At 61.0% G+C, this 21,729-nt stretch carries 20 protein-coding genes and 1 tRNA gene; 18 read left to right on the top strand and 3 right to left on the bottom strand.

The window, feature by feature from the left end:
* Positions 1–31: 31 nt before the first annotated feature.
* Positions 32–107 (bottom strand) — tRNA-Ala (locus AB4Z24_RS06690).
* 98 nt (positions 108–205) lie between these two features.
* Positions 206–583 (bottom strand): TIGR02300 family protein, encoded by a 378-nt coding sequence (locus tag AB4Z24_RS06685; protein WP_441706776.1) that lies wholly within the window; start codon positions 581–583, stop codon positions 206–208.
* A gap of 234 nt (positions 584–817) precedes the next feature.
* Here AB4Z24_RS06685 and aroA point away from each other — a divergent pair, with 234 nt between their 5' ends.
* The 18 genes from aroA (at position 818) to AB4Z24_RS06595 (ending at position 21,266) form a co-directional block, all read left to right on the top strand.
* On the top strand, positions 818–2,161 hold the full coding sequence (aroA, locus tag AB4Z24_RS06680; RefSeq protein ID WP_441706774.1) for a 3-phosphoshikimate 1-carboxyvinyltransferase: 1,344 nt from the start codon (positions 818–820) through the stop codon (positions 2,159–2,161).
* A gap of 64 nt (positions 2,162–2,225) precedes the next feature.
* Positions 2,226–2,846 (top strand): (d)CMP kinase, encoded by a 621-nt coding sequence (gene cmk, locus AB4Z24_RS06675; protein WP_441706772.1) that lies wholly within the window; start codon positions 2,226–2,228, stop codon positions 2,844–2,846.
* 239 nt (positions 2,847–3,085) lie between these two features.
* Positions 3,086–5,764 (top strand): pyruvate dehydrogenase (acetyl-transferring), homodimeric type, encoded by a 2,679-nt coding sequence (aceE, locus tag AB4Z24_RS06670; protein WP_441706770.1) that lies wholly within the window; start codon positions 3,086–3,088, stop codon positions 5,762–5,764.
* A 19-nt stretch (positions 5,765–5,783) separates the two neighbouring features.
* The gene (locus AB4Z24_RS06665; RefSeq protein ID WP_441706768.1) at positions 5,784–7,070 is read left to right on the top strand and encodes a 2-oxo acid dehydrogenase subunit E2; all 1,287 of its coding nucleotides are present in this window, start codon (positions 5,784–5,786) and stop codon (positions 7,068–7,070) included.
* A 9-nt stretch (positions 7,071–7,079) separates the two neighbouring features.
* Complete coding sequence (gene lpdA / locus AB4Z24_RS06660; RefSeq protein ID WP_441706766.1) at positions 7,080–8,840, top strand: dihydrolipoyl dehydrogenase; 1,761 nt, start codon at positions 7,080–7,082, stop codon at positions 8,838–8,840.
* 280 nt (positions 8,841–9,120) lie between these two features.
* Positions 9,121–10,839 carry a 30S ribosomal protein S1 gene (gene rpsA / locus AB4Z24_RS06655; RefSeq protein ID WP_441706764.1) on the top strand — a complete coding sequence of 573 codons (1,719 nt, stop codon included), beginning with the start codon at positions 9,121–9,123 and terminating at the stop codon, positions 10,837–10,839.
* A 189-nt stretch (positions 10,840–11,028) separates the two neighbouring features.
* Positions 11,029–11,994 carry a signal peptide peptidase SppA gene (gene sppA / locus AB4Z24_RS06650; protein WP_441706762.1) on the top strand — a complete coding sequence of 322 codons (966 nt, stop codon included), beginning with the start codon at positions 11,029–11,031 and terminating at the stop codon, positions 11,992–11,994.
* Positions 11,995–12,026: 32 nt separating this feature from the next.
* Positions 12,027–12,323 carry an integration host factor subunit beta gene (ihfB, locus tag AB4Z24_RS06645; RefSeq protein WP_045837238.1) on the top strand — a complete coding sequence of 99 codons (297 nt, stop codon included), beginning with the start codon at positions 12,027–12,029 and terminating at the stop codon, positions 12,321–12,323.
* Positions 12,324–12,369: 46 nt separating this feature from the next.
* The gene (locus tag AB4Z24_RS06640) at positions 12,370–12,708 is read left to right on the top strand and encodes a hypothetical protein (protein WP_441706759.1); all 339 of its coding nucleotides are present in this window, start codon (positions 12,370–12,372) and stop codon (positions 12,706–12,708) included.
* An 18-nt stretch (positions 12,709–12,726) separates the two neighbouring features.
* On the top strand, positions 12,727–12,966 hold the full coding sequence (locus AB4Z24_RS06635; RefSeq protein ID WP_441706757.1) for a hypothetical protein: 240 nt from the start codon (positions 12,727–12,729) through the stop codon (positions 12,964–12,966).
* 13 nt (positions 12,967–12,979) lie between these two features.
* Entirely contained in the window at positions 12,980–13,630 is a 651-nt protein-coding gene (locus tag AB4Z24_RS06630) for a phosphoribosylanthranilate isomerase (RefSeq protein WP_441706756.1), read from the top strand.
* 51 nt (positions 13,631–13,681) lie between these two features.
* Complete coding sequence (trpB, locus tag AB4Z24_RS06625) at positions 13,682–14,923, top strand: tryptophan synthase subunit beta (RefSeq protein ID WP_441706755.1); 1,242 nt, start codon at positions 13,682–13,684, stop codon at positions 14,921–14,923.
* 1 nt (position 14,924) lies between these two features.
* Positions 14,925–15,755 carry a tryptophan synthase subunit alpha gene (gene trpA / locus AB4Z24_RS06620; RefSeq protein ID WP_441706753.1) on the top strand — a complete coding sequence of 277 codons (831 nt, stop codon included), beginning with the start codon at positions 14,925–14,927 and terminating at the stop codon, positions 15,753–15,755.
* Between the two features lie 175 nt (positions 15,756–15,930).
* Positions 15,931–17,004 (top strand): acetyl-CoA carboxylase, carboxyltransferase subunit beta, encoded by a 1,074-nt coding sequence (accD, locus tag AB4Z24_RS06615; RefSeq protein ID WP_441706751.1) that lies wholly within the window; start codon positions 15,931–15,933, stop codon positions 17,002–17,004.
* A 38-nt stretch (positions 17,005–17,042) separates the two neighbouring features.
* On the top strand, positions 17,043–18,392 hold the full coding sequence (locus AB4Z24_RS06610) for a bifunctional folylpolyglutamate synthase/dihydrofolate synthase (protein ID WP_441706749.1): 1,350 nt from the start codon (positions 17,043–17,045) through the stop codon (positions 18,390–18,392).
* Positions 18,393–18,641: 249 nt separating this feature from the next.
* On the top strand, positions 18,642–20,162 hold the full coding sequence (adh, locus tag AB4Z24_RS06605) for an aldehyde dehydrogenase (protein WP_441706748.1): 1,521 nt from the start codon (positions 18,642–18,644) through the stop codon (positions 20,160–20,162).
* 74 nt (positions 20,163–20,236) lie between these two features.
* Complete coding sequence (locus AB4Z24_RS06600) at positions 20,237–20,632, top strand: DUF779 domain-containing protein (RefSeq protein WP_441706746.1); 396 nt, start codon at positions 20,237–20,239, stop codon at positions 20,630–20,632.
* Between the two features lie 34 nt (positions 20,633–20,666).
* Positions 20,667–21,266, top strand: a complete 600-nt coding sequence (locus AB4Z24_RS06595) for a cysteine hydrolase family protein (protein WP_441706744.1) — start codon at positions 20,667–20,669, stop codon at positions 21,264–21,266.
* A gap of 76 nt (positions 21,267–21,342) precedes the next feature.
* Here the strand turns inward: AB4Z24_RS06595 and trxA are convergent, their stop codons facing one another.
* On the bottom strand, positions 21,343–21,675 hold the full coding sequence (gene trxA, locus AB4Z24_RS06590; RefSeq protein ID WP_441706743.1) for a thioredoxin: 333 nt from the start codon (positions 21,673–21,675) through the stop codon (positions 21,343–21,345).
* Positions 21,676–21,729 lie beyond the last annotated feature (54 nt).

The following is a 21,729-nucleotide window of genomic DNA, read 5'->3' as shown; positions in this document are numbered from 1 at the left end:
CTTTTGCGCCAAATTGGCCTAAGAAAAGAGATGGTGGAGCTAACCGGGATCGAACCGGTGACCTCTTGCATGCCATGCAAGCGCTCTCCCAGCTGAGCTATAGCCCCAAACCAATTCCGTTCGGCGGGGCTGGATCCCGCCGATGTTCGAAGTCCCGCCTGATAAGTCGTCTTGGCGAAAACTGCAAGGACGTTTCAGAGCTTTATCAAGGCTCTTCGTCGCCCTCGCCTGCCGGGCCACCGATAATGTTCGAGACGTCGCCGCCTTCTTCTTCCTCTTCCTCGAGGAAGGTTTCATCATCTTCGGTGCCGCTATCATCGGCTTCGACGTCGACGAGAGCCTCTTCGCCTTCGACTGCCGGCAATTCGCCGTCGGCTTCCTCGGCGGTTGCTGCCTTCTTCGCTTTCTTGGCGGCGAGTTCCCGCTGCTCAGCCTGCAGGGCTGCGAGCGCCGCAGGTGAAGAAGCAATCACATATTTACTATTGCAGAAGGGGCAGATGATCGGGTCGTGACCGAGATCATAGAAGCGCTCGTCGCAGTTCTGACAGGTGCGCTTCGTCCCTCGCGCTTGCTTGGTCGCCATTGGTCGTGCCTCAGGGTTCGGAAATCAAGGGAGCCCGTCTGCCATAGGCGGTGTTCCCTGTCAAAACGAAAAGGTGGGAGCTGGCGGGACTGCGTCAAGGTCCCCAGCGGCAGGCGTCTTGATCTCCGTCCGAGGGAGCCGTTGACAGGGCGTCGCGGTCCAGTGTCTATCCGGGCCTAAAGTCAGGGAAAAGCGCCTGACGCGCCAGATTTTCAATGGTTCGGAAGGTCGATTTTGCACACTACATCCATACCGAAACCGCTATCGTCCCTCCGCTCCGCACCGCTGACAGGGAAGGTGCGCGTTCCGGGCGACAAATCGATCTCCCATCGCGCCCTCATTTTCGGTGCCCTGGCGACCGGGACGACGCGGATTACGGGACTTCTGGAAGCCGAGGACGTCATCAATACCGCGCGGGCCGTGGTTGCACTCGGCGCGATGGCGGAGAAGCAGGGCGACGCTTGGGTAGTCAAAGGCCGCGGCGTCGGCGGGCTCAGAGCCCCGGCTGCGGCGCTCGATTTCGGGAATTCGGGCACCGGTACGCGGCTGATGATGGGTGTCGTCGCCGGGCATCCGATGACGGTGACGATGGCGGGAGATGCGTCGCTTTCGCGCCGGCCGATGCGGCGGGTTTTGGCTCCCCTCGTAGATATGGGTCTCGAAATTCTCGAGACCGGCAAAGAGACGTTGCCGCTGACGCTCAAGGGCACGAGCGAATTGATTCCGATCGTCTACGTGCTTCCCGTGCCTTCGGCGCAGGTGAAAAGTGCCGTCCTGATCGCCGGTCTTCACGCGGCGGGAGAGACGACCGTCGTCGAGCGCGAGCCAACGCGTGATCATACCGAGCGGATGCTGCGCCATTTCGGGGCAACCGTCAGGACCGAGACGAAAGGCGCCGATACGCACATTACCGTGAAGGGACATGCGGAACTCACCGGCAAGGACGTTCACGTTCCTGGCGATCCGTCGTCGGCGGCGTTTTTGGCGGCGGCGGCATTGCTCGTGCCCGGTTCCGACGTCACGATCGAGGGTGTGCTGATCAATCCGACGCGCGTCGGGTTTTATACGACGCTGCAGGAAATGGGCGGCGATGTTACGTTCCTCAATGAACGCGAGGAGGGCGGCGAGCCGGTCGCCGACATTCGTGTCCGCGCGTCGCGTCTCAAGGGTGTGCGGGTGCCGGCGGAGCGTGCGCCGTCGATGATCGACGAGTATCCTGTGCTTGCGGCGATCTCGGCATTTGCCGAAGGTGATACGCGGATGGACGGCCTCGCCGAGCTCAAGGTCAAGGAGAGCGATCGACTGCAGGCAACGGCTGCCGGATTGGCGGCCAATGGCGCGACCGTGCGGGTCGAAGGCGACAGCCTGATCGTTTCGGGGAACGGCGGCCTCAAGGGCGGCGGCGTCGTTACAACCCACCTCGATCATCGGATCGCGATGGCGTTTCTGACGGCGGGTCTTGCGAGCGAACAGCCGATCGTGGTGGACGACTCGACCATGATCGCGACAAGCTTCCCCGAGTTTCGGCAGCTGATGGAAACGCTCGGTGCGAAATATGAAGAGCCCGCGGGCCGGTGACAGCGATGTTTCATGTCCGTCCGAGATTAGCGAGCGGTCTTGTTGCGGAACGGAGGGCGCTGAGTTGATCATTGCGATCGATGGTCCGGCCGCGTCAGGCAAAGGCACGCTCGCAAAGCGTATTGCGGCTCACTTCGACATGGCGTGGCTCGATACCGGACTTCTCTATCGGGCCGTCGCTCGAGACGTTCTCGCGGCCGGCTCCGATTTGGAGGATGTTCAGGCTGCGGCGGCGGCCGCGAAATCGGTCAACGCCGAGACGCTGGATGATCCCGCGCTCCGCGGACCGCGCGCCGGCGATGCCGCTTCGATCGTCGCGAAAATTCCAGAGGTGCGCGCGGCGCTGCTCGAGTATCAGCGAGCGTTCGCGCGACAGGACAAGGGCGCCGTTCTCGATGGACGCGACATTGGCACGGTTGTCTGTCCCGAGGCGCACGTGAAAATATTCGTCACGGCTTCCGATGAAGCGCGGGCGAAACGGCGCTTTCTCGAACATCAGTCGCGCGGAGAGAGCGTTATGTATGACGATCTTCTGGCCGATATTCGCCGGAGAGATGCGCGCGACAGTGGCCGTGCTGCAGCGCCGATGCATGCCGCCGCCGATGCGGTTCATCTCGATACGACGACGCTGGACGCGGATCAGGCATTCGCGGTGGCGTTACAATTGATAGGGGTGATGCGGTAGACTTCCTGAACTTCCGCGAGAAACGCGGTTCGACGCTCGCGTGCGCGCAAAAAGGCGTGCGTTTCTGTTCAAACGATATTCGACGCTAAACATAGCAGTCATAAATCTTATTTGATTTCTGGGAGGTACGGCTCCACCTATAGTTATGTGCTAGATCATTGCAGGTATGTGCCGATTCGAACCGAGGCGGCCGTCTCGGTGTTTACGAGTCTCCTCGCGAACGAGGAACAAGGGACGCCATGGGCAAGAACGAGCGAAAAGTTCTGAAGCCGGAAGATCCTGAAATCCGTGATTGGACGGACTCGATCTCGTCCGTCATCGCGTACGGCGGAACGGAACGAGCCGACGACATTCTGGAAGAAGTCGTCGAGCGCGCGAGGGTCAGTGGCGCGGCAATTCCCTTTGCGTCGAGCACCGCCTACATCAACAGCATCAGCGTCGACGACGAAGCCAAGGTTCCCGGCAATCGTGAGCTGGAGCACCGCATCGCGTCGGCTATCCGCTGGAACGCGGCAGCCATGGTGCTCCGTGCGAACAAAGAGTCGACCGAGCTCGGCGGGCATATCGCGAGCTACCAGTCGGCAGCAACACTCTACGAAACCGGCTTCAATCATTTTTGGCACGCGCCCTCCGAGAGACACGGCGGCGATCTCATTCTTGTCCAAGGCCATTCGTCTCCGGGAATTTACGCACGCGCGTTCTTAGAAGGCCGTCTCGACGAGGATCGGCTTCTGCATTTCCGCCAGGAGGTCGGGGGAAAGGGTCTGCCCTCGTATCCGCATCCGTGGCTGATGCCGGGTTTCTGGCAGTTTCCGACCGTCTCGATGGGCCTCGGGCCGTTGATGGCGATCTATCAGGCGCGGTTTCTCAAGTATCTTCACGCGCGCGGGCTCGCCGACACCGAAGATCGCAAGGTCTGGGTTTTCTGCGGCGACGGCGAGATGGACGAGCCGGAAAGCCTCGGTGCGATTTCGCTCGCCGGCCGCGAGAAGCTCGACAATCTGATTTTCGTCGTCAATTGCAACTTGCAGCGGCTCGACGGGCCGGTGCGCGGGAACGGCAAGATCATCCAGGAACTCGAGCGCAACTTTCGCGGCGCGGGCTGGAATGTGCTCAAGGTCATCTGGGGTTCGCAATGGGACGAGCTGCTGGCACGCGATACGACGGGCAGGCTGCGCCAGCTGATGGAAGAGTGCGTCGACGGCGAATACCAGGTTTTCAAATCGCGTGATGGCGCTTTCATCCGCAAGCATTTCTTCGGGCGTTATCCGGAAACGGCGGCACTCGTCGAGGATTGGTCGGATGAGAAGATCTGGCGCCTGACGCGCGGCGGGCACGATCCGTCGAAAGTTTACGCGGCGTATGCGGCAGCAACGCAGCACAAGAACCAGCCGACGTGCATCCTCGCCAAGACCGTCAAGGGTTACGGCATGGGGCAAGCGGGCGAAGGCCAGATGCTCGCACATCAATCGAAGAAGATGGATGTCGACGCGCTTCGCCAGTTCCGCGATCGCTTCAAGGTTCCGGTTGCCGACGATCAACTCGCCGACGTGCCTTTCATTCGTTTCGAGAAGGGCTCGCCCGAAGACGAATATCTGCACAAGATGCGGCGCAATCTCGGCGGCTATCTGCCGGCACGCCGCCGCAAGTCGTCGGTCACGCTCGATGCGCCGCCGCTGTCGCTGTTCGAATCCCAGCTCAAAGGTTCGGAAGGGCGCGAGATCTCGACGACGATGGCGTTCGTGCGGATCCTGACGGCGCTCATGCGCGACAAGAGGCTTGGCCGGCACATCGTTCCGATCGTCCCGGACGAAAGCCGCACGTTCGGCATGGAAGGGATGTTCCGGCAGTTTGGAATCTTCAGTCAGGTCGGACAGCTCTACCGTCCGGAAGATGCCGATCAGCTGATGTTCTACAAGGAAGACAAGTCCGGGCAGATGCTGCAGGAAGGCATCAACGAAGCCGGCGCGATGGCGTCGTGGATCGCTGCGGCGACGAGCTATTCGACTTCGGACGTGCCGATGGTGCCGTTCTACATCTTCTATTCGATGTTCGGATTTCAGCGCATCGGCGATCTCGCATGGGCGGCCGGCGACGAACGTTCCCGCGGTTTTCTGCTGGGCGGCACTTCGGGACGCACCACGCTCAACGGCGAGGGTCTGCAGCACGAAGACGGCCACAGCCATCTCATCTCGGCGACGGTGCCGAACTGCATCTCTTACGATCCGACGTTCAATTACGAGGTCGCGGTCATCGTCCAAAACGGTATGCGACGCATGCTGGCGGATCAGGAAGACGTGTTTTTCTACCTGACGCTTTTGAATGAGAATTACGAGCATCCGCCGATGCCGGAGGGCGTCGAGGACGACATCATCAAGGGCATGTACTTGTTCCGGGCGGCTCCGGCAGGTGCGCCGGGCCACAAGGTGCAGCTCATGGGTTCGGGCGCGATCCTGCGCGAAGTCATCGCCGCCGCCGATCTATTGCGCGACGACTGGGGCGTCTCGGCCGACATCTGGAGTGTGACGAGTTTCACGGAGCTTGCGCGAGAAGCCCACGATGCCGAGCGTTGGAACCTTTTGCATCCGACGGAGTCGCCACGCGTTCCGTTCGTGACGCGAAAGGTTTCCGAGCGCGGCGAAGGCCCGGTGATCGCGTCGACCGATTACATGAAGCTCTACGCCGATCAGGTGCGGCCTTCGGTTCCGAACCGGTATTCGGTTCTTGGCACCGATGGTTTCGGCCGTTCCGATTACCGCCGGACGCTCCGCTATTTCTTCGAAGTCGACCGGCACTTCGTGACGATTGCCGCGCTCAAGGCTCTTGCCGACGAGAACAAGATTCCGTCGATCAAGATCGCGGAAGCGATCGCGAAATACGGGATCGATCCCGACAAGGCCAATCCAGCCCGCAGCTGACCAGGACAGGTTCGACTACATGGCGCTCGTCGACATCAAGGTGCCGAATATCGGTGATTTCGAGAATGTGCCGGTCGTCGAAATTCAAGTGAAGCCGGGCGACGAGGTGAAGGCCGACGATCCGCTGATCACGCTCGAGAGCGACAAGGCCGCGATGGACGTGCCTGCTCCCGTCCAAGGCAAGGTGGCGGAAATTCTGGTCGCCATCGGCGACAAAGTCAGCGAAGGCAGTATCATCATCAAGCTCGATACGGCGGGCGATGCGAAAGCCGAAGCTCCGGTCGTTAACGGAAAGGGCCGAGAAAAGTCCGAGGTTCCCGCGAAGGCGGAGCGCGCGCCAGAGAAGACCAAGCCCGCCGAAGCAAAAGAAGGCGGATCGATACCTCCGCCTGGAGATTTTGGTTCGGTGTATGCGAGCCCGTCGGTGCGTCGTATCGCGCGCGATCTCGATGTCGATCTGAAGCAGATCAAAGGGACGGGCGACAAGGGCCGCATCACGAAGGACGATGTGAAAGCCTACATCGCGCGCAGCAGTCAGTCTGCTGCCGCGCCGGGCGCTGGTCCGACGACGGGTATTCCGGAAATTCCGGCTCAGGACTTCTCGAAGTATGGGCCGATCGAAACGAAGCCGATGTCGCGGCTTAAACGATTGACCGGACCCAACCTGCATCGCGCGTGGTTGAACGTTCCGCACGTCACCAACTCCGACGAAGCCGACATCACCGATCTCGAGGCTTACCGCAAAGATCTCGACGCCACGGCGAAAGGCAAGGGCTATCGCGTGACGCTCGTTGCGTTTCTGCTGAAGGCTTCGGTTTCCGCACTCAAGGAGTATCCGGACGTCAATTCGTCCCTCGCGCCGGGCAAGGATGCGCTGATCCTCAAGCGCTACTACAACATCGGTATTGCGGTGGACACGCCGGACGGGCTCGTCGTGCCGGTCATTCGCGACGTCGATCGCAAGGGCGTTCTGGAATTGAGCCAGGAGCTGACGGCCGTCTCGGCGCGCATGCGTGATGGCAAGATCACGCCGACCGATATTTCAGGCGCGACGTTCTCGATATCGAGCCTCGGCGGCATCGGCGGCACGGGGTTCACTCCGATCGTCAACGCGCCGGAAGTCGCAATTCTCGGAGCGGTCAGGGCGCAGATGAAGCCGCAGTGGGACGGTTCGGCATTTCAGCCGAGGCTGATGCTGCCGCTCTGTCTTTCGTACGATCATCGTGTGGTCGATGGTGCGCTTGCCGCGCGCTTCTTGAGGAAGATCTGCGATGCGCTGGCCGACGTTCGCCAGCTCGTCTTGTAGGACTGTATGATGAGCAAGAAGGAAATCCGCGTTCCTGCTCTCGGCGATTTCGAGAACGTGCCGATCATCGAGGTGCACGTGAAGCCGGGAGCGACCGTCGCTGCCGAAGACGCGCTCATTACGCTCGAGAGCGACAAGGCATCGTTCGATGTTCCGGCGCCCGAAGGCGGCAAAGTCGTCGAGGTTTTGATCAAGGTCGGCGACAAGGTCAGCGAGGGAAGCCCGATACTGACGCTTGAAACGGTCGGAAAGACCGAGAGTGCGGCAGAGCCCGAGATGGCGCCGGCCAAGAAGGAGGCGCCTCCGACGGCTCCCGCACCGGCGGCAAAATTTTCAGGTTCGGCGGAACATGCGTGCGAAGTCCTGGTGCTGGGTGCCGGTCCCGGCGGTTATTCCGCAGCGTTTCGCGCGGCCGATCTTGGTGCGAAGACCATTCTTGTCGATCGCTGGCCGGCGCTCGGCGGCGTTTGCCTGAACGTCGGCTGCATACCTTCGAAGGCGCTTCTGCATACTGCCTTCGTCATCGACGAAGCGGCGGCGCTCGGCAAACACGGCATCACGTTTGCTGCGCCGAAAATCGATCTGAAAAAGCTTGCGGCATTTAAAGACGCTGTTGTCGGTAAGCTGACGAGCGGGCTTGCGTCGATAGCGAAGGCGCGCAAGGTCACGACGTTGCGCGGGACCGGCACTTTCGTCGACGACCATCATTTGAAAGTCGCGTTCGACGATGGGCACGAAGAGACAGTGCGCTTCGAAAAGGCCATCATCGCCGCGGGGTCCGAAGCGGCGGAGCTGCCGTTCATGCCCACCGATCCGCGCATCGTCGATTCAACCGGCGCGCTGGAGCTGCCGCAAATTCCGGACAGGATGCTCGTCATCGGCGGCGGCATCATCGGCCTCGAGATGGCGACGGTTTATTCGACGCTTGGAGCACGGCTCGATGTGGTCGAATTGCTCGATGGTTTGATGCCGGGTGCGGATCGCGATCTCGTCAACGTCTGGCAGAAGGTCAATGCACGTCGCTTCGATCGGGTGATGCTGAAGACCAAAGTCGTCGCGGCCGAAGCGAAGCCAGACGGTATTTACGTCACGTTCGAAGGTGCGAATGCGCCAGACGGGCCGCAGCGTTATGGTCTGGTGCTCGTTGCCGTCGGCCGAAAGCCCAATGGCAAGGTCATTGGTGCAGATAACGCTGGGGTCACGGTGTCGGACCGGGGCTTCATTCCCGTCGACCGACAGATGCGGACAAACGTTTCGAACATTTTCGCCATCGGCGATATCGCGGATGAGCCGATGCTGGCGCACAAGGCCGTCCATCAGGGGCACGTGGCGGCCGAGAATGCGGCGGGGAGCAAAAGCTTCTTCGATGCGCGCCAGATCCCGTCCGTCGCCTACACCGATCCCGAGATCGCCTGGGCCGGTTTGACCGAGACTGAGGCTAAGTCGCGGGGCATCGCCTACAAGAAGGCGGTGTTTCCGTGGGCCGCATCGGGCCGGGCCATCGCCAACGGCCGGGATGAGGGCTTCACCAAGCTGCTCTTCGAGGAAGGCACCGAGCGGATCATCGGCGGGGCCATTGTCGGCACGGAGGCCGGAAATCTCATCTCCGAGATCTGTCTCGCCATCGAAATGGGGGCGGATGCCGTCGATATTGGTAAAACCATCCATCCGCATCCAACGCTTTCGGAGTCCGTCGGCATGGCGGCCGAGGTGGCGGAAGGCGTCTGTACGGATCTGATGCCGCCCAAACCGTCGCGGGACCGGGCCTAGGGCTGCGGCCCTTGCTTTCGGGGGGGCGGTTGGGTATATCAGCGCCATTCGACGTCGCTGTCGGATGGTCATGAGGAAGATCAGCCGGTTGGGCGCCCCATAGGGGTCCCCGAATTCTGACCGGCAGGGCTGCGGCCCATCACGGCGACATCACATCCAGACATCAGCGCCCTCAAGCCAGGCATCGCGTTCGCGCGGGTCTGACTATTGGCGCTTCCAACTTCAACCCGAACGCGCCGGGCCACCGCGCCCGGCAACACGCCGTTATCAAGGAGAACGAATGTCCGCTGAAGTGTCCAAAGATTTCAATCCCTCGCGCGAAGATTTCGCCGCGCTGCTCGCCGAGAGCCTTGCCAAGGATGACCTGTTCGAAGGTTCCGTCGTAAAGGGCAAGATCGTCGGCATCGAAAAAGACATGGCTATCATCGACGTCGGCCTCAAAATGGAAGGCCGCGTTGCACTGAAGGAATTCGGCGTCGGCGGCAAGCCGGGCGACCTCAAAGTCGGCGACACCGTCGAAGTCTACCTGGAGCGCGTCGAGAATGCGCTCGGTGAAGCGGTGCTCTCGCGCGACAAGGCTCGCCGCGAAGAAAGCTGGACCCGCCTCGAGCGCCTCTACGAAAAGGGCGAGAAGGTCACGGGCGTCATCTTCAACAAGGTCAAGGGCGGTTTCACTGTCGATCTCGACGGCGCCGTGGCGTTCCTTCCGGGCAGCCAGGTCGACATTCGCCCCGTCCGCGATATCGGACCTTTGATGCACCAGCAGCAGCCCTTCCAGATCCTGAAGATGGATCGCCGCCGCGGCAACATCGTCGTTTCGCGCCGCTCGGTTCTCGAAGAGAGCCGCGCCGAGCAGAGAACGGAAATCGTCGCGCGTCTCGCCGAAGGCCAGATCATCGACGGTCTCGTCAAGAACATCACCGACTACGGCGCGTTCATCGATCTCGGTGGCATCGACGGTCTTCTGCACGTCACCGACATGGCATGGCGCCGTGTCAACCATCCGTCGGAAATCCTCAACGTCGGCGATACGGTGAAGGTGCAGATCATCCGCATCAACCCGGAAACGCAGCGTATTTCGCTCGGCATGAAGCAGCTTCAGTCCGATCCGTGGTCGGCGATCGAAGCCAAGTATCCGGTCGGCGCTCGCGTCAAGGGCACCGTGACGAACATCGCCGATTACGGCGCGTTCGTTGAGCTGGAGCCGGGCGTCGAAGGTCTGATCCACGTCTCGGAAATGAGCTGGACGAAGAAGAACACGCACCCTGGCAAGATCGTTTCGACGAGCCAGCAGGTGGAAGTTCAGGTTCTCGAAGTCGATCCGCAGAAGCGCCGTATCTCGCTCGGCCTGAAGCAGACGCAGGAGAACCCGTGGGATGCGTTCCTGACGCAGCACCCGAAGGGCTCGATCGTCGAAGGCCCGATCCGCAACATCACCGAGTTCGGTCTTTTCATCGGTCTCGACAACGGCATCGACGGCATGGTCCATCTTTCGGACCTCGACTGGCAGAAGGCCGGCGACGAAGTTATCAAGGACTACAAGAAGGGTGACAACGTCAAAGCCATCGTTCTCGATGTCGACGGTTCGAAGGAGCGCATCTCCCTCGGCGTCAAGCAGCTGTCGGGCGATCCGGCCGATGCTATGGCGAAGTACAAGAAGGGCGACGCGGTTACCGGTACGGTCACGTCGGTCAGCGAAGCTGGTATCGAAGTCAAGATCGCAGACAGCGAGCTGACGTCGTTCATCAAGCGCGCCGATCTCTCGCGGGACCGCTCGGAGCAGCGCCCTGAGCGCTTCAATGTCGGCGACAAGGTCGATGCGGCCGTCGTTTCGGTCGATAAGGCAGCGCGCCGTATCGCCGTTTCGATCAAGGCGCTCGAGCTTGCCGAAGAAAAGCAGGCCGTCGCTCAGTACGGCTCGACCGACTCGGGCGCGTCGCTCGGCGACATCTTCAAGGCGGCCATCAAGAAGCGCGAAGGTGCTGAAGACGCCGAATAATCGGCTTCGGACGGCTGGAAATCGAGGGGCGCGCGGCAAACCCTGCCGCGCGCCTTAACTTTTGGGCGAGACGTCGCGGGCTTCCCCGTTGCCCACGGGCGCAACCTTGCCTACGTTCCCCGCCAGAACGAGCCGCGCCTACGGGCCTCCCGCCCTGCCGCAGCGTGCCGACGGAAAGGGCGCATCCCCATGCTTGAAACGGAAACGGTTCTCGATCGCCGGCGGCTTCGCCGGTCGGTATCGCTTTGGCGCGCCGCCGGGCTCGCCGCTCTCCTGTTCGCGCTCGGCGCGGTGTTCCTGAGTGGCGACAAGCTCGCAACGCTTGCCGGCGAAAAGCAGATTGCCCGCGTCACAATCGAGGGAACGATCACAGAGGACCGGGATCAGCTCAAATTGCTTAAGGACATCGCCGACGACAACAGCGTCTCCGGCGTTCTCCTGTTCATTAACAGTCCTGGCGGCACGACGACGGGGGGCGAGGCGCTCTACGAAGGCATCCGGACGCTGGCCCAAAAGAAGCCCGTGGTGGCCCAATTCGGCACCGTGGCGGCTTCGGCGGCCTACATCGCGGGTCTTGCCACCGACCACATTGTGGCCCGTGGAAACTCGATTACGGGCTCTGTCGGCGTTATCGTGCAGTGGCCTGAGGTCGTGCAGCTGCTCGACAAGATCGGCGTCAAAATGAACGAGATTAAGAGCGGTCCGCTAAAGGCGTCTCCGTCGCCGTTCGAGCCGCTTGACGATTCGAGCAAGAAGGTCGCCGAGGGTATGGTCGCCGACGGCTTCAAATGGTTCGTCGGCCTGGTCGAGACCCGCCGTGGCGTCAAAGCCACTGATATCCCGGGCCTTCTGGAAGGCCGAATCTACTCAGGCCGCGAGGCCCTGGACGCCAAGTTGGTTGATCAACTCGGCGGTGAGGACGAAGCGGTCCAGTGGCTCAAGGACAAGAAAAGCGTCCCTCAGACGGCGAAAGTCACCGATTGGAAGCCAGGAAACACCGGCAACTACGGCTTTGCGGGCATGTCGGCCGGAATCGTCGGCTGGCTCTTCGGGTCAGCGGCCGGGGACGCAGCAAATTTTTTGCTTCGTGATCGGATGATTTCCACGCTCGGACTTGACGGTCTTCTCTCAGTTTGGCACCCTTCTGAAAAATAAGAAGAAATGGTCGCCGAAGCTGGGAGCGAAACGTGATCAAATCGGAGCTGGTGCAACGGATTGCCACTGCCAATCCGCATCTTTACCATCGTGACGTCGAACGCATCGTCAATGTCATTTTTGACGAAATTGTCGATGCTTTGTCGCGAGGTGACCGTGTCGAACTTCGCGGTTTCGGCGCATTTACGGTGAAGCATCGCGCGTCGCGGCAGGGAAGAAATCCCCGAACCGGGACGACCGTTGCCGTCGCCGAAAAGTTCGTGCCGTTTTTCAAGACCGGCAAAGAACTTCGCGACCGGTTGAATAAGCTCAACGGCGCGAAACACTGACGAGCCGGCCGCAGCCGATTTGCAGGCGCCGCAAGTGAGGTAGATCATGTTCAGGCGTATTCTTGCGCTGCTTATCGGTTTTCCGCTCGGCATCATTCTCGTTGCGATTGCGGTTTCCAACCGGCAGCCGGTGGATCTGATCCTCGATCCCTTCCGGCCCGAAAAGCCCGCGCTTTCGGTCGTGCTGCCGTTCTACATTTATCTGATGGCGGCTCTCGTTCTCGGCGTCATTCTTGGTGGCGTGGCGACGTGGATGGGGCAAAGCCGATGGCGGCAGACAGCCCGTTCGCAGGGCCGGCGCGCAGCGCGCTGGCAGGCGGAGGCCGACCGGCTCGCGCGCGAACGCGAAGCCGCGGACAAGCAACTCGCCATCTCCAGCCGTTGATGTGAGCCGAGATACTCAATGACATTCGATGCGTTGACGCTGTTCGGGCTCGTCGCCGTCAGTCTGATGCTGTTGTTCTACGCCTTCGAGGACAGCAGCCCTTGGTGCATCCTCGGATTTTCCGTCGCTTGCGCGATGGGTTCGATCTATGGATTTCTGCAGGGCGCGTGGCCGTTCGGTCTGGTCGAGGGCGTTTGGACGTTTATCGCTCTGAAGCGCTGGCAAAAGCGCCGCCTTACGGGAACGACCGCGGCGTAACGCATGAAATTCGATGGTTACAAGAGCCAAAATTTGCGGGATCACGACGCCTGAAGCATTGGATGCTGCCATCACCGGCGGCGCCGATTACATCGGGCTCGTCTTCTATGCGAAGAGCCCGCGCCATCTCGATATCGCGAAAGCCAAGGGGCTCGCCGAGCGGGCGCGCGGCAAGGCCCGGATCGTTGCGCTCACTGTCGACGCAGACGATGCCACGCTCAACGAAATCGTGAATGAAGTGGCGCCCGACGTCCTCCAGCTGCACGGCAAGGAAACGCCAAGCCGCGTTGCCGCCATCAAGGAGCAATTCGGCCGCGAAGTGATCAAGGCCATCGCCGTCGCCACGGCGGACGATGTGGCGCAGGCACGTGAGTACGCGGACGTTGCCGATCTTATCCTTTTCGATGCGAAGGCGCCGCCAGGTGCTCTCCTGCCCGGCGGCAACGGCCGGACGTTCGACTGGCATGCGCTCGACGGTGTTGCAGAAGCTCTGCCGTTCATGCTTTCGGGTGGTCTCGGTCCCGATAACGTCGCAGATGCCATCGCATTAACGCATCCGCTTGCCGTCGATGTGTCGTCGGGCGTCGAAAGTGCGCCGGGCATCAAGGACCCTGATCAGATCCGTCGCTTTCTTCTCGCCGTAAAGGCAGCTAAGCAGGCGTAGAAATTCCCTCTCCCCATACTTTATGGGGAGAGGGGGTAAAGCGAGGCTTTCATGGCAACGAAAACGAAGAAAACAGCGGAAGCCACTCTCAACAGCTATGCGACGGGGCCCGACGACCGGGGCTTTTTCGGCATCTTCGGCGGCCGCTTCGTTGCCGAGACGCTGATGCCGCTGATCCTGGAACTCGAGCGCGCCTATGAGGCTGCGAAAGCCGATCCGGAATTCCAGCGCGAGCTCGATTTCCTCAATCTGCATTACGCCGGGCGGCCGAGCCCTCTCTATCACGCAGAGCGCATGACGGCGGAACTCGGCGGCGCGAAGATCTACTTCAAGCGCGAAGAGCTCAATCACACGGGCTCGCACAAGATCAACAACTGTCTCGGCCAGATCCTGCTCGCGCGCCGGATGGGCAAGAAGCGGATCATCGCGGAGACCGGCGCTGGGCAGCATGGCGTCGCCGTCGCGACGGTCTGCGCAAAGTACGGCATGGAGTGCGAGGTTTACATGGGCGCGACCGACGTCGAACGTCAGGCGCCCAACGTTGCGCGCATGACGTTGCTCGGCGCGAAGCTCAATCCGGTGACGTCGGGTGCGGGCACGTTGAAAGACGCGATGAACGAAGCGCTGCGCGATTGGGTCACCAACGTGCGCGACACCTATTACCTCATCGGTACGGCCGCGGGTCCGCATCCCTATCCGGCGATGGTTCGCGATTTCCAGGCGATCATCGGCCATGAGACGCGCAAGCAGATGATTGAAGCCGAAGGCCGGTTGCCGGATACCATCGTCGCCTGCATCGGCGGCGGCTCGAATGCCATCGGCATTTTCCATCCGTTCCTGGACGATCCCGGCGTCGCGATCTACGGCGTTGAGGCAGGCGGCCATGGGATCGATGTTGAGAATGGCCACGCCGCGTCGATGACGGGAGGCTCGCCGGGTGTACTGCACGGCAATCGCACTTATCTGCTGCAGGATAGCGACGGCCAAATCCTCGAAGGCCATTCGATCTCGGCGGGGCTCGATTATCCGGGTGTCGGGCCGGAGCATTCGTGGCTGAAGACTATCGGGCGCGTGACTTACGTCCCAGCGACGGACAAAGAAGCGCTCGAAGCACTGCAGTTCTGCACGCGGCTTGAGGGCATCATTCCGGCGCTCGAGTCGAGCCACGCACTGGCACTGGTGAAGAAGCTTGCGCCGACTTTGGCGAAGGACAACCTTCTCGTCGTCAATATTTCTGGCCGAGGCGACAAGGATCTCGCCACGGTCGCCAAACATCTTGGGATGAAGATCTAGGATGACGAAGCACGTCACACGCATCGATGCCCGTTTCGCGGCATTGAAAAAAGAAAAACGTCCGGCGCTTGTTACATTCATCACGGCGGGAGATCCCGATCCCGAGACGAGTGCGCAAGTACTTGCCGAACTCGTCAAAGCCGGCGCCGATATCATCGAACTCGGCATGCCGTTCTCGGACCCGATGGCGGACGGTCCGGCGATCCAAGCTTCGTCGCAGCGGGCGCTCAAGGCCGGTCAGACGATGATCAAGACGCTGCAGCTCGTCCGCGATTTTCGCGCGAGCGACGCGACGACGCCGATCGTGCTGATGGGCTACTACAATCCGATCTATGTCTACGGCAACGAGCGCTTCATCAAGGATGCGAAGGCCGCTGGGGTCGACGGTCTCATCGTGGTCGACGTGCCGCCCGAAGCCGATGACGAGCTTTGCCTTCCCGCTCTCGCGGCAGGGCTTAATTTCATCCGGCTCGCGACGCCGACGACGGACAAGGCGCGTTTGCCCGCCGTTTTGAAAAATACGTCCGGTTTCGTTTACTATGTCTCGATCACGGGCATCACGGGGGCGGCCGCACCAGTGGTTAACGATGTTCACAGCCAAGTGAAGGCGATCAAAGCGGAAACGCCGCTTCCGGTTGTGGTGGGCTTCGGCGTTCGCTCCGGTGACCAGGCCCGGGCCATATCCAAGGGGGCGGATGGGGTCGTCGTCGGCTCAGCCATTGTTTCTACTATAGAAAAATCCCTCGGACCGAAGGGGGAGGCGACGGACCGAACGGTTAAGGGCGTGGCGGAACTCGTCCGCGAATTGCGTGGGGCCCTATCGGCCGACTAGCGCTCTCCTCGGATAAGCTTTATTGGATACCGCCTTCTGCACTCCCATTTTGGGCATTGTCCTAGCGCTGGTCCCTCATGACGCGCTAAAAATGGCGGACTGCGAGGAGCTTGCCTATGTGCCCGCACGTTGATGCGGTAGGCGCTTGGAGCGGCTTACAAGGAGCCAAGAGCACGTGAACTGGATTAACAACGTCGTCCGCCCCAAGATCAGCGGGCTTTTATCGACGGCGAAGCGCGATGTGCCGGATAACCTCTGGGTGAAATGCCCGGAGACGGGCCAGATGGTCTTCTACAAAGACCTCGAGGCGAACCAGTTCGTCGTGCCCGGCTCGAACTATCACATGCGCATGGGTTCGCAGCAGCGCCTGCAGCATCTTTTCGACGGCGGAGAATATCGCACCGTCCCGGTGCCGACGGTACAGCAGGACCCGTTGAAGTTTCGCGATGGCCGTAAATATACCGATCGTCTGAAAGACGCGAAGACTGCGACGAAGCTCGAAGATGCTATCCTCGTGGGTGAGGGAGAACTCGAGGGCGTGCCGATTGTCGCCGCGGCGCAGGACTTCCGTTTCATGGCGGGTTCGCTCGGCATGGCAGCAGGCGAAGCGATTATCGCAGGCATGCAGCGAGCGCTCGAACTGCGGACGCCCTTCATTCTTTTCGCGGCCTCGGGTGGCGCGCGCATGCAGGAGGGTATCCTCTCCCTCATGCAGATGCCGCGCACGACGATTGCCGTGCAGCGCCTGAGAAACGCGCGGCTGCCCTACATCGTCGTTCTGACAGACCCGACGACCGGCGGCGTTACCGCTTCGTATGCAATGCTTGGCGATATTCATATTGCGGAGCCCGGCGCTCTCATCTGCTTCGCCGGTCCGCGCGTCATTCAGCAGACGATCCGCGAGCAACTGCCCGATGGCTTCCAGCGAGCCGAATATCTGCTTTCGCACGGCATGATCGACATGGTCGTGCATCGCCACCAGATGCGCGAAACGCTTGCGCGCATTTCCAAACTTCTGATGAGCGGCGTGCACGCGACGAAGCCGAGAGACGCGCGCAAATTGAACGGCAAGCCTTACGTCAACGGCGCGTCCGTTGACGGCAAGGTCATCGAGACGGCCGCGCGGGAAAGCGGCGTCGTGGAGCCCGAGGCCGTTCCGAACAGTCAAAGGTTCGAGCCCGGCAAGGGCGAGAAGCCGCGCCGCGACGAAACCGGATCGGCTGGATCCGCAAGTAAGGATGCGCCTTAGGGCGCCTGGCAATTCTCGAAGGTATTGCGGGGCGCGCCATGACCTCGTCGACGACACGGCCCACAAGCGACGCCTTATTGGCCGACATGATGCTCCTGCACCCCAAGCTGATCGACTTGTCGCTCGGCCGGGTGGAACGTCTGCTCGCGAAGCTCGGGCATCCTGAAAAGAAACTTCCGCCTGTCGTGCACATTGCCGGTACCAACGGCAAGGGTTCGGTGACGGCTTATCTCAGGGCCTTCACGGAAGCCGCCGGCAAGCGTGCGCACGTTTATACCTCGCCGCATCTCGTCCGGTTTCACGAACGCATCGCGCTCGCCGGAGACGATGGGAAGGCGCATGCGATCGAGGAAGACACGCTGGTCGATGTCCTGACGCGTGTCCATGCCGTGAACGACGGCGACGACATCACGCAATTCGAGATCACGACCGCGGCGGCGTTGCTCGCATTCTCCGAGCGGCCCGCGGATGTCCTGTTACTCGAGGTCGGGCTTGGCGGGCGGCTCGATGCGACGAACGTCATTGCCGATCCGGCGCTCACCGTCATCATGCCGATTTCAATGGATCATGCTGAGAAGCTCGGGCCGACGATCGCCAAGATCGCCTTCGAAAAGGCCGGCATCCTCAAGCGCGGCGTTCCGGGTATCGTCTCGCAACAACCCGACGACGTTCTCGCGGTGCTTGAATCGCGTGCGCGCTTGGTCGGCGCGCCGCTCACCGTCTGGGGCCGCGATTACGATGCGTATGAACAAGCGGGTCGTCTCATCGTCCAGCAGAACGACCGTCTGCTCGATTTGCCGCTGCCTGCCCTTATCGGGCGGCATCAGATCGTCAATGCCGGAACGGCTGTCGCCGCGGCGCTGACGCTCGGCGAAAGAATTCCGTCGCTTGCAATCGACGAGCGCGCCCTCGAGGCGGGGCTCCGCAACGTCGAATGGCCAGCCCGGATGCAGCACCTGACTTCGGGGCCGCTGCCCGAAATCCTTGGAGAGGGGGCCGAGCTTTGGCTCGACGGCGGGCATAATCCGGCGGCGGGCGATATGCTCGCCGATACGCTAGCGACGCTCGACGAGAAGTCGCCGAAGCCCGTCTATCTGATCGTCGGAATGATGGGCCAGAAGGATGCGCTGGGTTTTCTTGCGCCATTTCGAGGGCTTGTGCGGGCCATCTATACGGTGCCGATCCCCGGCGCCCACGAGGCGCCGCATAGCGAAGAAAATCTTGCCGAAGTCGCGCGGGGAGCAGGCATGCAGGCGCTCGATCGCAAAAATGTGATTAACGCGCTCGAAACAATCGCCGGGCTTTCGCAGGGGCCCAAGCGCGTTCTCATCTGCGGTTCGCTCTATCTTGCCGGGCACGTGCTTTCATTGCAGCAAAACCTCGAATAATCTCGGTCAAGACGAGGCGTCCCTTGCGCTAAATCAAAACTGCTTCCGCTCCATCCGATATTTACGGTGCGAAAGGTCGCAAAAACCCGCTAAGTTGACGCGATAACCCCCGAGCGGTCGCGACGCATAGCAGCCCTTCCAACTATGATGTCGAGGCCGCCCAAGGCGAGGCGTAACAGGTCGATAGAAGATACGAACGCAAGCAAACAAGACAGCCAAATATAGGCGTCAATCCGGAGGAGATGCACGATGCAGCACGTAGCAATGGATAAGTTGAAAGGGCGGCAAATCATCAAGTCGCGCTACGACAATTTCATCGGCGGCAAGTGGGTTGCTCCGGTCCGCGGCCAGTACTTCTCCAACGTCACGCCGATCACGGGACAGCAGGTCTGCGAAATTGCCCGTTCGACGGCCGAGGACATCGAACTCGCGCTCGATGCTGCGCACAAGGCGAAGGACTCCTGGGGTAATGCGTCCCCGGCGACGCGCGCCCGGGTGCTGTCGAAAATTGCCGACCGGATGGAAGAGAATCTCGACATCCTCGCTCTCGTCGAGACCATCGATAACGGCAAGCCGATCCGCGAGACGACGCATGCCGATCTGCCGCTGGCGATTGATCACTTCCGTTATTTTGCGGGCTGCATTCGCGCACAGGAAGGCTCGATCGCTGAAATCGATCACGACACGGTCGCCTACCATTTCCACGAGCCGCTCGGTGTCGTCGGCCAGATCATTCCGTGGAACTTCCCGCTGTTGATGGCCGTCTGGAAGCTCGCGCCGGCGCTTGCGGCCGGTAACTGCGTCGTGCTGAAGCCCGCCGAACAGACCCCGATGTCGATCATGGTCCTCGCGGATCTGATCGCGGACATCATTCCGGAAGGCGTGTTGAACGTCGTCAACGGCTTCGGCATCGAAGCCGGCAAGCCGCTCGCTCAGAACAAGCGCATCGCCAAGATTGCGTTCACCGGCGAGACGACGACGGGTCGCCTCATCATGCAATACGCATCGGAAAACATCATTCCGTGCACGTTGGAACTCGGCGGCAAGTCGCCGAACATCTTCTTTGCCGACGTCATGGACGCCGACGACGAGTACTTCGACAAGTGCCTCGAAGGGTTCACGATGTTTGCGTTGAACCAGGGCGAAGTTTGCACATGCCCGAGCCGCGCACTCATTCAGCGCTCGATCTATGAGAAGTTCATGGAGCGGGCTTTGGAGCGCGTCGTGAAGATCAAGCAGGGTCATCCGATGGATGCCTCGACGATGATCGGTGCGCAGGCTTCGAACGATCAGCTCGAAAAGATCCTGAGCTACATCGAAATCGGCAAGGGCGAAGGCGCCCGCGTGCTGACGGGTGGCCGTCGCGCCAACCTCGGCGGCGAGCTCGCAAGTGGCTACTACGTCGAGCCGACAGTGCTCGAAGGTCACAACAAGATGCGCGTATTCCAAGAGGAAATCTTCGGGCCGGTCGTTTCCGTCACGACCTTCGAAGACGACGCGGAAGCGCTCGCAATCGCCAACGACACGCTCTACGGCCTCGGTTCGGGCGTGTGGACGCGTAACGGAACGCGGGCCTATCGGATGGGCCGCGCCATCAAGGCCGGCCGCGTCTGGACCAACTGCTACCACGCCTATCCGGCGCACGCCGCGTTCGGTGGCTACAAGCAGTCGGGCATTGGCCGCGAGACACACAAGATGATGCTCGACCATTATCAGCAGACGAAGAACATGCTCGTCAGCTACAGCCCGAAGGCGCTCGGCTTCTTCTGATGCCTGGTTAAGCCGCAGATCGAAGGGCATGCGCCGAACCCGGTGCATGCCCTTTTTCTCAATCGGAGGGCCAAATGGTCAATCGCGTGACGGCGACGCCGGATTCGTTGACGCTCATCAAGAAGCTCGAAGGCATTCATGGGCCGCTGCTCTTCCATCAATCCGGCGGTTGCTGCGACGGCAGCGCGCCAATGTGCTATCCGCGGGGTGAGTTCAAGGTTGGCGCGCAGGACGTGTACATCGGCGAGATCGGCGGCCAGCCGTTCTACATGGGCAAGTCCCAATTCGAATACTGGCAGCACACGCACCTGATCATCGATGTGGTGCCGGGGCGAGGATCGGGTTTTTCGGTTGAAAGTCCCGAAGGCGTTCGTTTTCTGACGCGGTCGCGCGTCTATTCGGATGCCGAAAACGACGAACTCGATGCGCTGGGTCCACCGCCGAGCGGCGTTGAACATCCGCCCATGTAGGACTGAGCAAACATTTCATTCCGGAGAATAACTGATGACCGTTTCAAGGACGCTGCGCGACATCGCAGGGCTTGGCTATACGCCGACGCGCATCGCCAATTCGGCGTTGATCCTTATCGACTGCCAGAATACGTATCGCGAGGGCATTATGCAGCTTGATGGCGTCGAGCCTGCGCTTGTCGAATGTCAGGGCCTGTTGAAGCGCTATCGTGATGCCGGACGCCCGGTCATTCACATTCAGCACGATGCGGGCGCGGGATCGCCTTACGATGTGAAGGATCAGATCGGCGCCATCGCCGACGTCGTCGCCCCTAAAGCCGGCGAGCCTGTCGTCGTGAAGAACTATCCGAGCTCGTTCGAAAAGACGAACCTCGATGATCTTCTCAAGGGCTTTGGGGTCGAGGATCTGACGCTTGCCGGATTCATGACGCACGTGTGCGTGAATTCGACGGCTCGTGCCGCGTTCAACCACGGCTATCGCGCGACGGTCGTCGGGAATGCAACAGCGACCCGTTCGCTTCCCAATCCTTCCGGCGGCGTCGTTTCGGCGAAGGAGCTTCACGAAGCCAGCCTCGCGGCGCTCAACGATATCTTCGCCGTCGTCGTGCCGTCAGCGGAGAAGATTACCGGGTGATCGCCGGATTTTGGGACGCCAAGAATAAAAAACCCCGCTCGAGGCGGGGTTTTTCAATTCCGTATGGAACGTCGACTTAGACGGCGGCGGCGACGCTGGAGGTGATCCAGTCTTCAAGCTTCTTCTTCTGCACGATCGCGCCGGTGTGCTGGGCCGCAACCTTGCCGCCCTTAAAGATCAGCAGCGTCGGCATGGCACGAATGCCGTAATGGCCGGTGACTTGCGGGTTCGCATCGACGTCGACTTTCACGACTTTGACCTTGCCGGTCATCTCCTTAGCGACCTGATCAAGCGCCGGAGCCATGGCCTTGCACGGCCCGCACCACGTCGCGTGGAAATCGACGAGGACCGGCTCGCTGGACTTCAGAACTTCCTCTTCGAAGCTTGCGTCTGTCACTGCGTTAGACATTTGATTATGCTCCATTTCCGGGCCCGATTTACCGGCCGGATCCCGATTTGCCGC

It is taken from the genome of Hyphomicrobium sp. 2TAF46 (assembly GCF_052114865.1).
Lineage (GTDB): Bacteria > Pseudomonadota > Alphaproteobacteria > Rhizobiales > Hyphomicrobiaceae > Hyphomicrobium_B.
Note: the sequence above shows the minus strand (reverse complement) of the source record. Positions and strands in the feature narration are given on the sequence as shown.

Excerpts from the sequence above, each read along its gene's own strand:
- sppA (WP_441706762.1), top strand. The coding sequence starts at position 11,029 with ATGCTTGAAACGGAAACGGTTCTCGATCGCCGGCGGCTTCGCCGGTCG.
- AB4Z24_RS06685 (WP_441706776.1), bottom strand. The coding sequence starts at position 583 with ATGGCGACCAAGCAAGCGCGAGGGACGAAGCGCACCTGTCAGAACTGC.
- trpA (WP_441706753.1), top strand. The coding sequence starts at position 14,925 with ATGACGAAGCACGTCACACGCATCGATGCCCGTTTCGCGGCATTGAAA.
- adh (WP_441706748.1), top strand. The coding sequence starts at position 18,642 with ATGCAGCACGTAGCAATGGATAAGTTGAAAGGGCGGCAAATCATCAAG.
- rpsA (WP_441706764.1), top strand. The coding sequence starts at position 9,121 with ATGTCCGCTGAAGTGTCCAAAGATTTCAATCCCTCGCGCGAAGATTTC.
- AB4Z24_RS06665 (WP_441706768.1), top strand. The coding sequence starts at position 5,784 with ATGGCGCTCGTCGACATCAAGGTGCCGAATATCGGTGATTTCGAGAAT.
- AB4Z24_RS06635 (WP_441706757.1), top strand. The coding sequence starts at position 12,727 with ATGACATTCGATGCGTTGACGCTGTTCGGGCTCGTCGCCGTCAGTCTG.
- AB4Z24_RS06640 (WP_441706759.1), top strand. The coding sequence starts at position 12,370 with ATGTTCAGGCGTATTCTTGCGCTGCTTATCGGTTTTCCGCTCGGCATC.
- trxA (WP_441706743.1), bottom strand. The coding sequence starts at position 21,675 with ATGTCTAACGCAGTGACAGACGCAAGCTTCGAAGAGGAAGTTCTGAAG.
- lpdA (WP_441706766.1), top strand. The coding sequence starts at position 7,080 with ATGAGCAAGAAGGAAATCCGCGTTCCTGCTCTCGGCGATTTCGAGAAC.
- AB4Z24_RS06610 (WP_441706749.1), top strand. The coding sequence starts at position 17,043 with ATGACCTCGTCGACGACACGGCCCACAAGCGACGCCTTATTGGCCGAC.
- AB4Z24_RS06630 (WP_441706756.1), top strand. The coding sequence starts at position 12,980 with ATGGTTACAAGAGCCAAAATTTGCGGGATCACGACGCCTGAAGCATTG.
- AB4Z24_RS06600 (WP_441706746.1), top strand. The coding sequence starts at position 20,237 with ATGGTCAATCGCGTGACGGCGACGCCGGATTCGTTGACGCTCATCAAG.
- AB4Z24_RS06595 (WP_441706744.1), top strand. The coding sequence starts at position 20,667 with ATGACCGTTTCAAGGACGCTGCGCGACATCGCAGGGCTTGGCTATACG.
- aceE (WP_441706770.1), top strand. The coding sequence starts at position 3,086 with ATGGGCAAGAACGAGCGAAAAGTTCTGAAGCCGGAAGATCCTGAAATC.
- trpB (WP_441706755.1), top strand. The coding sequence starts at position 13,682 with ATGGCAACGAAAACGAAGAAAACAGCGGAAGCCACTCTCAACAGCTAT.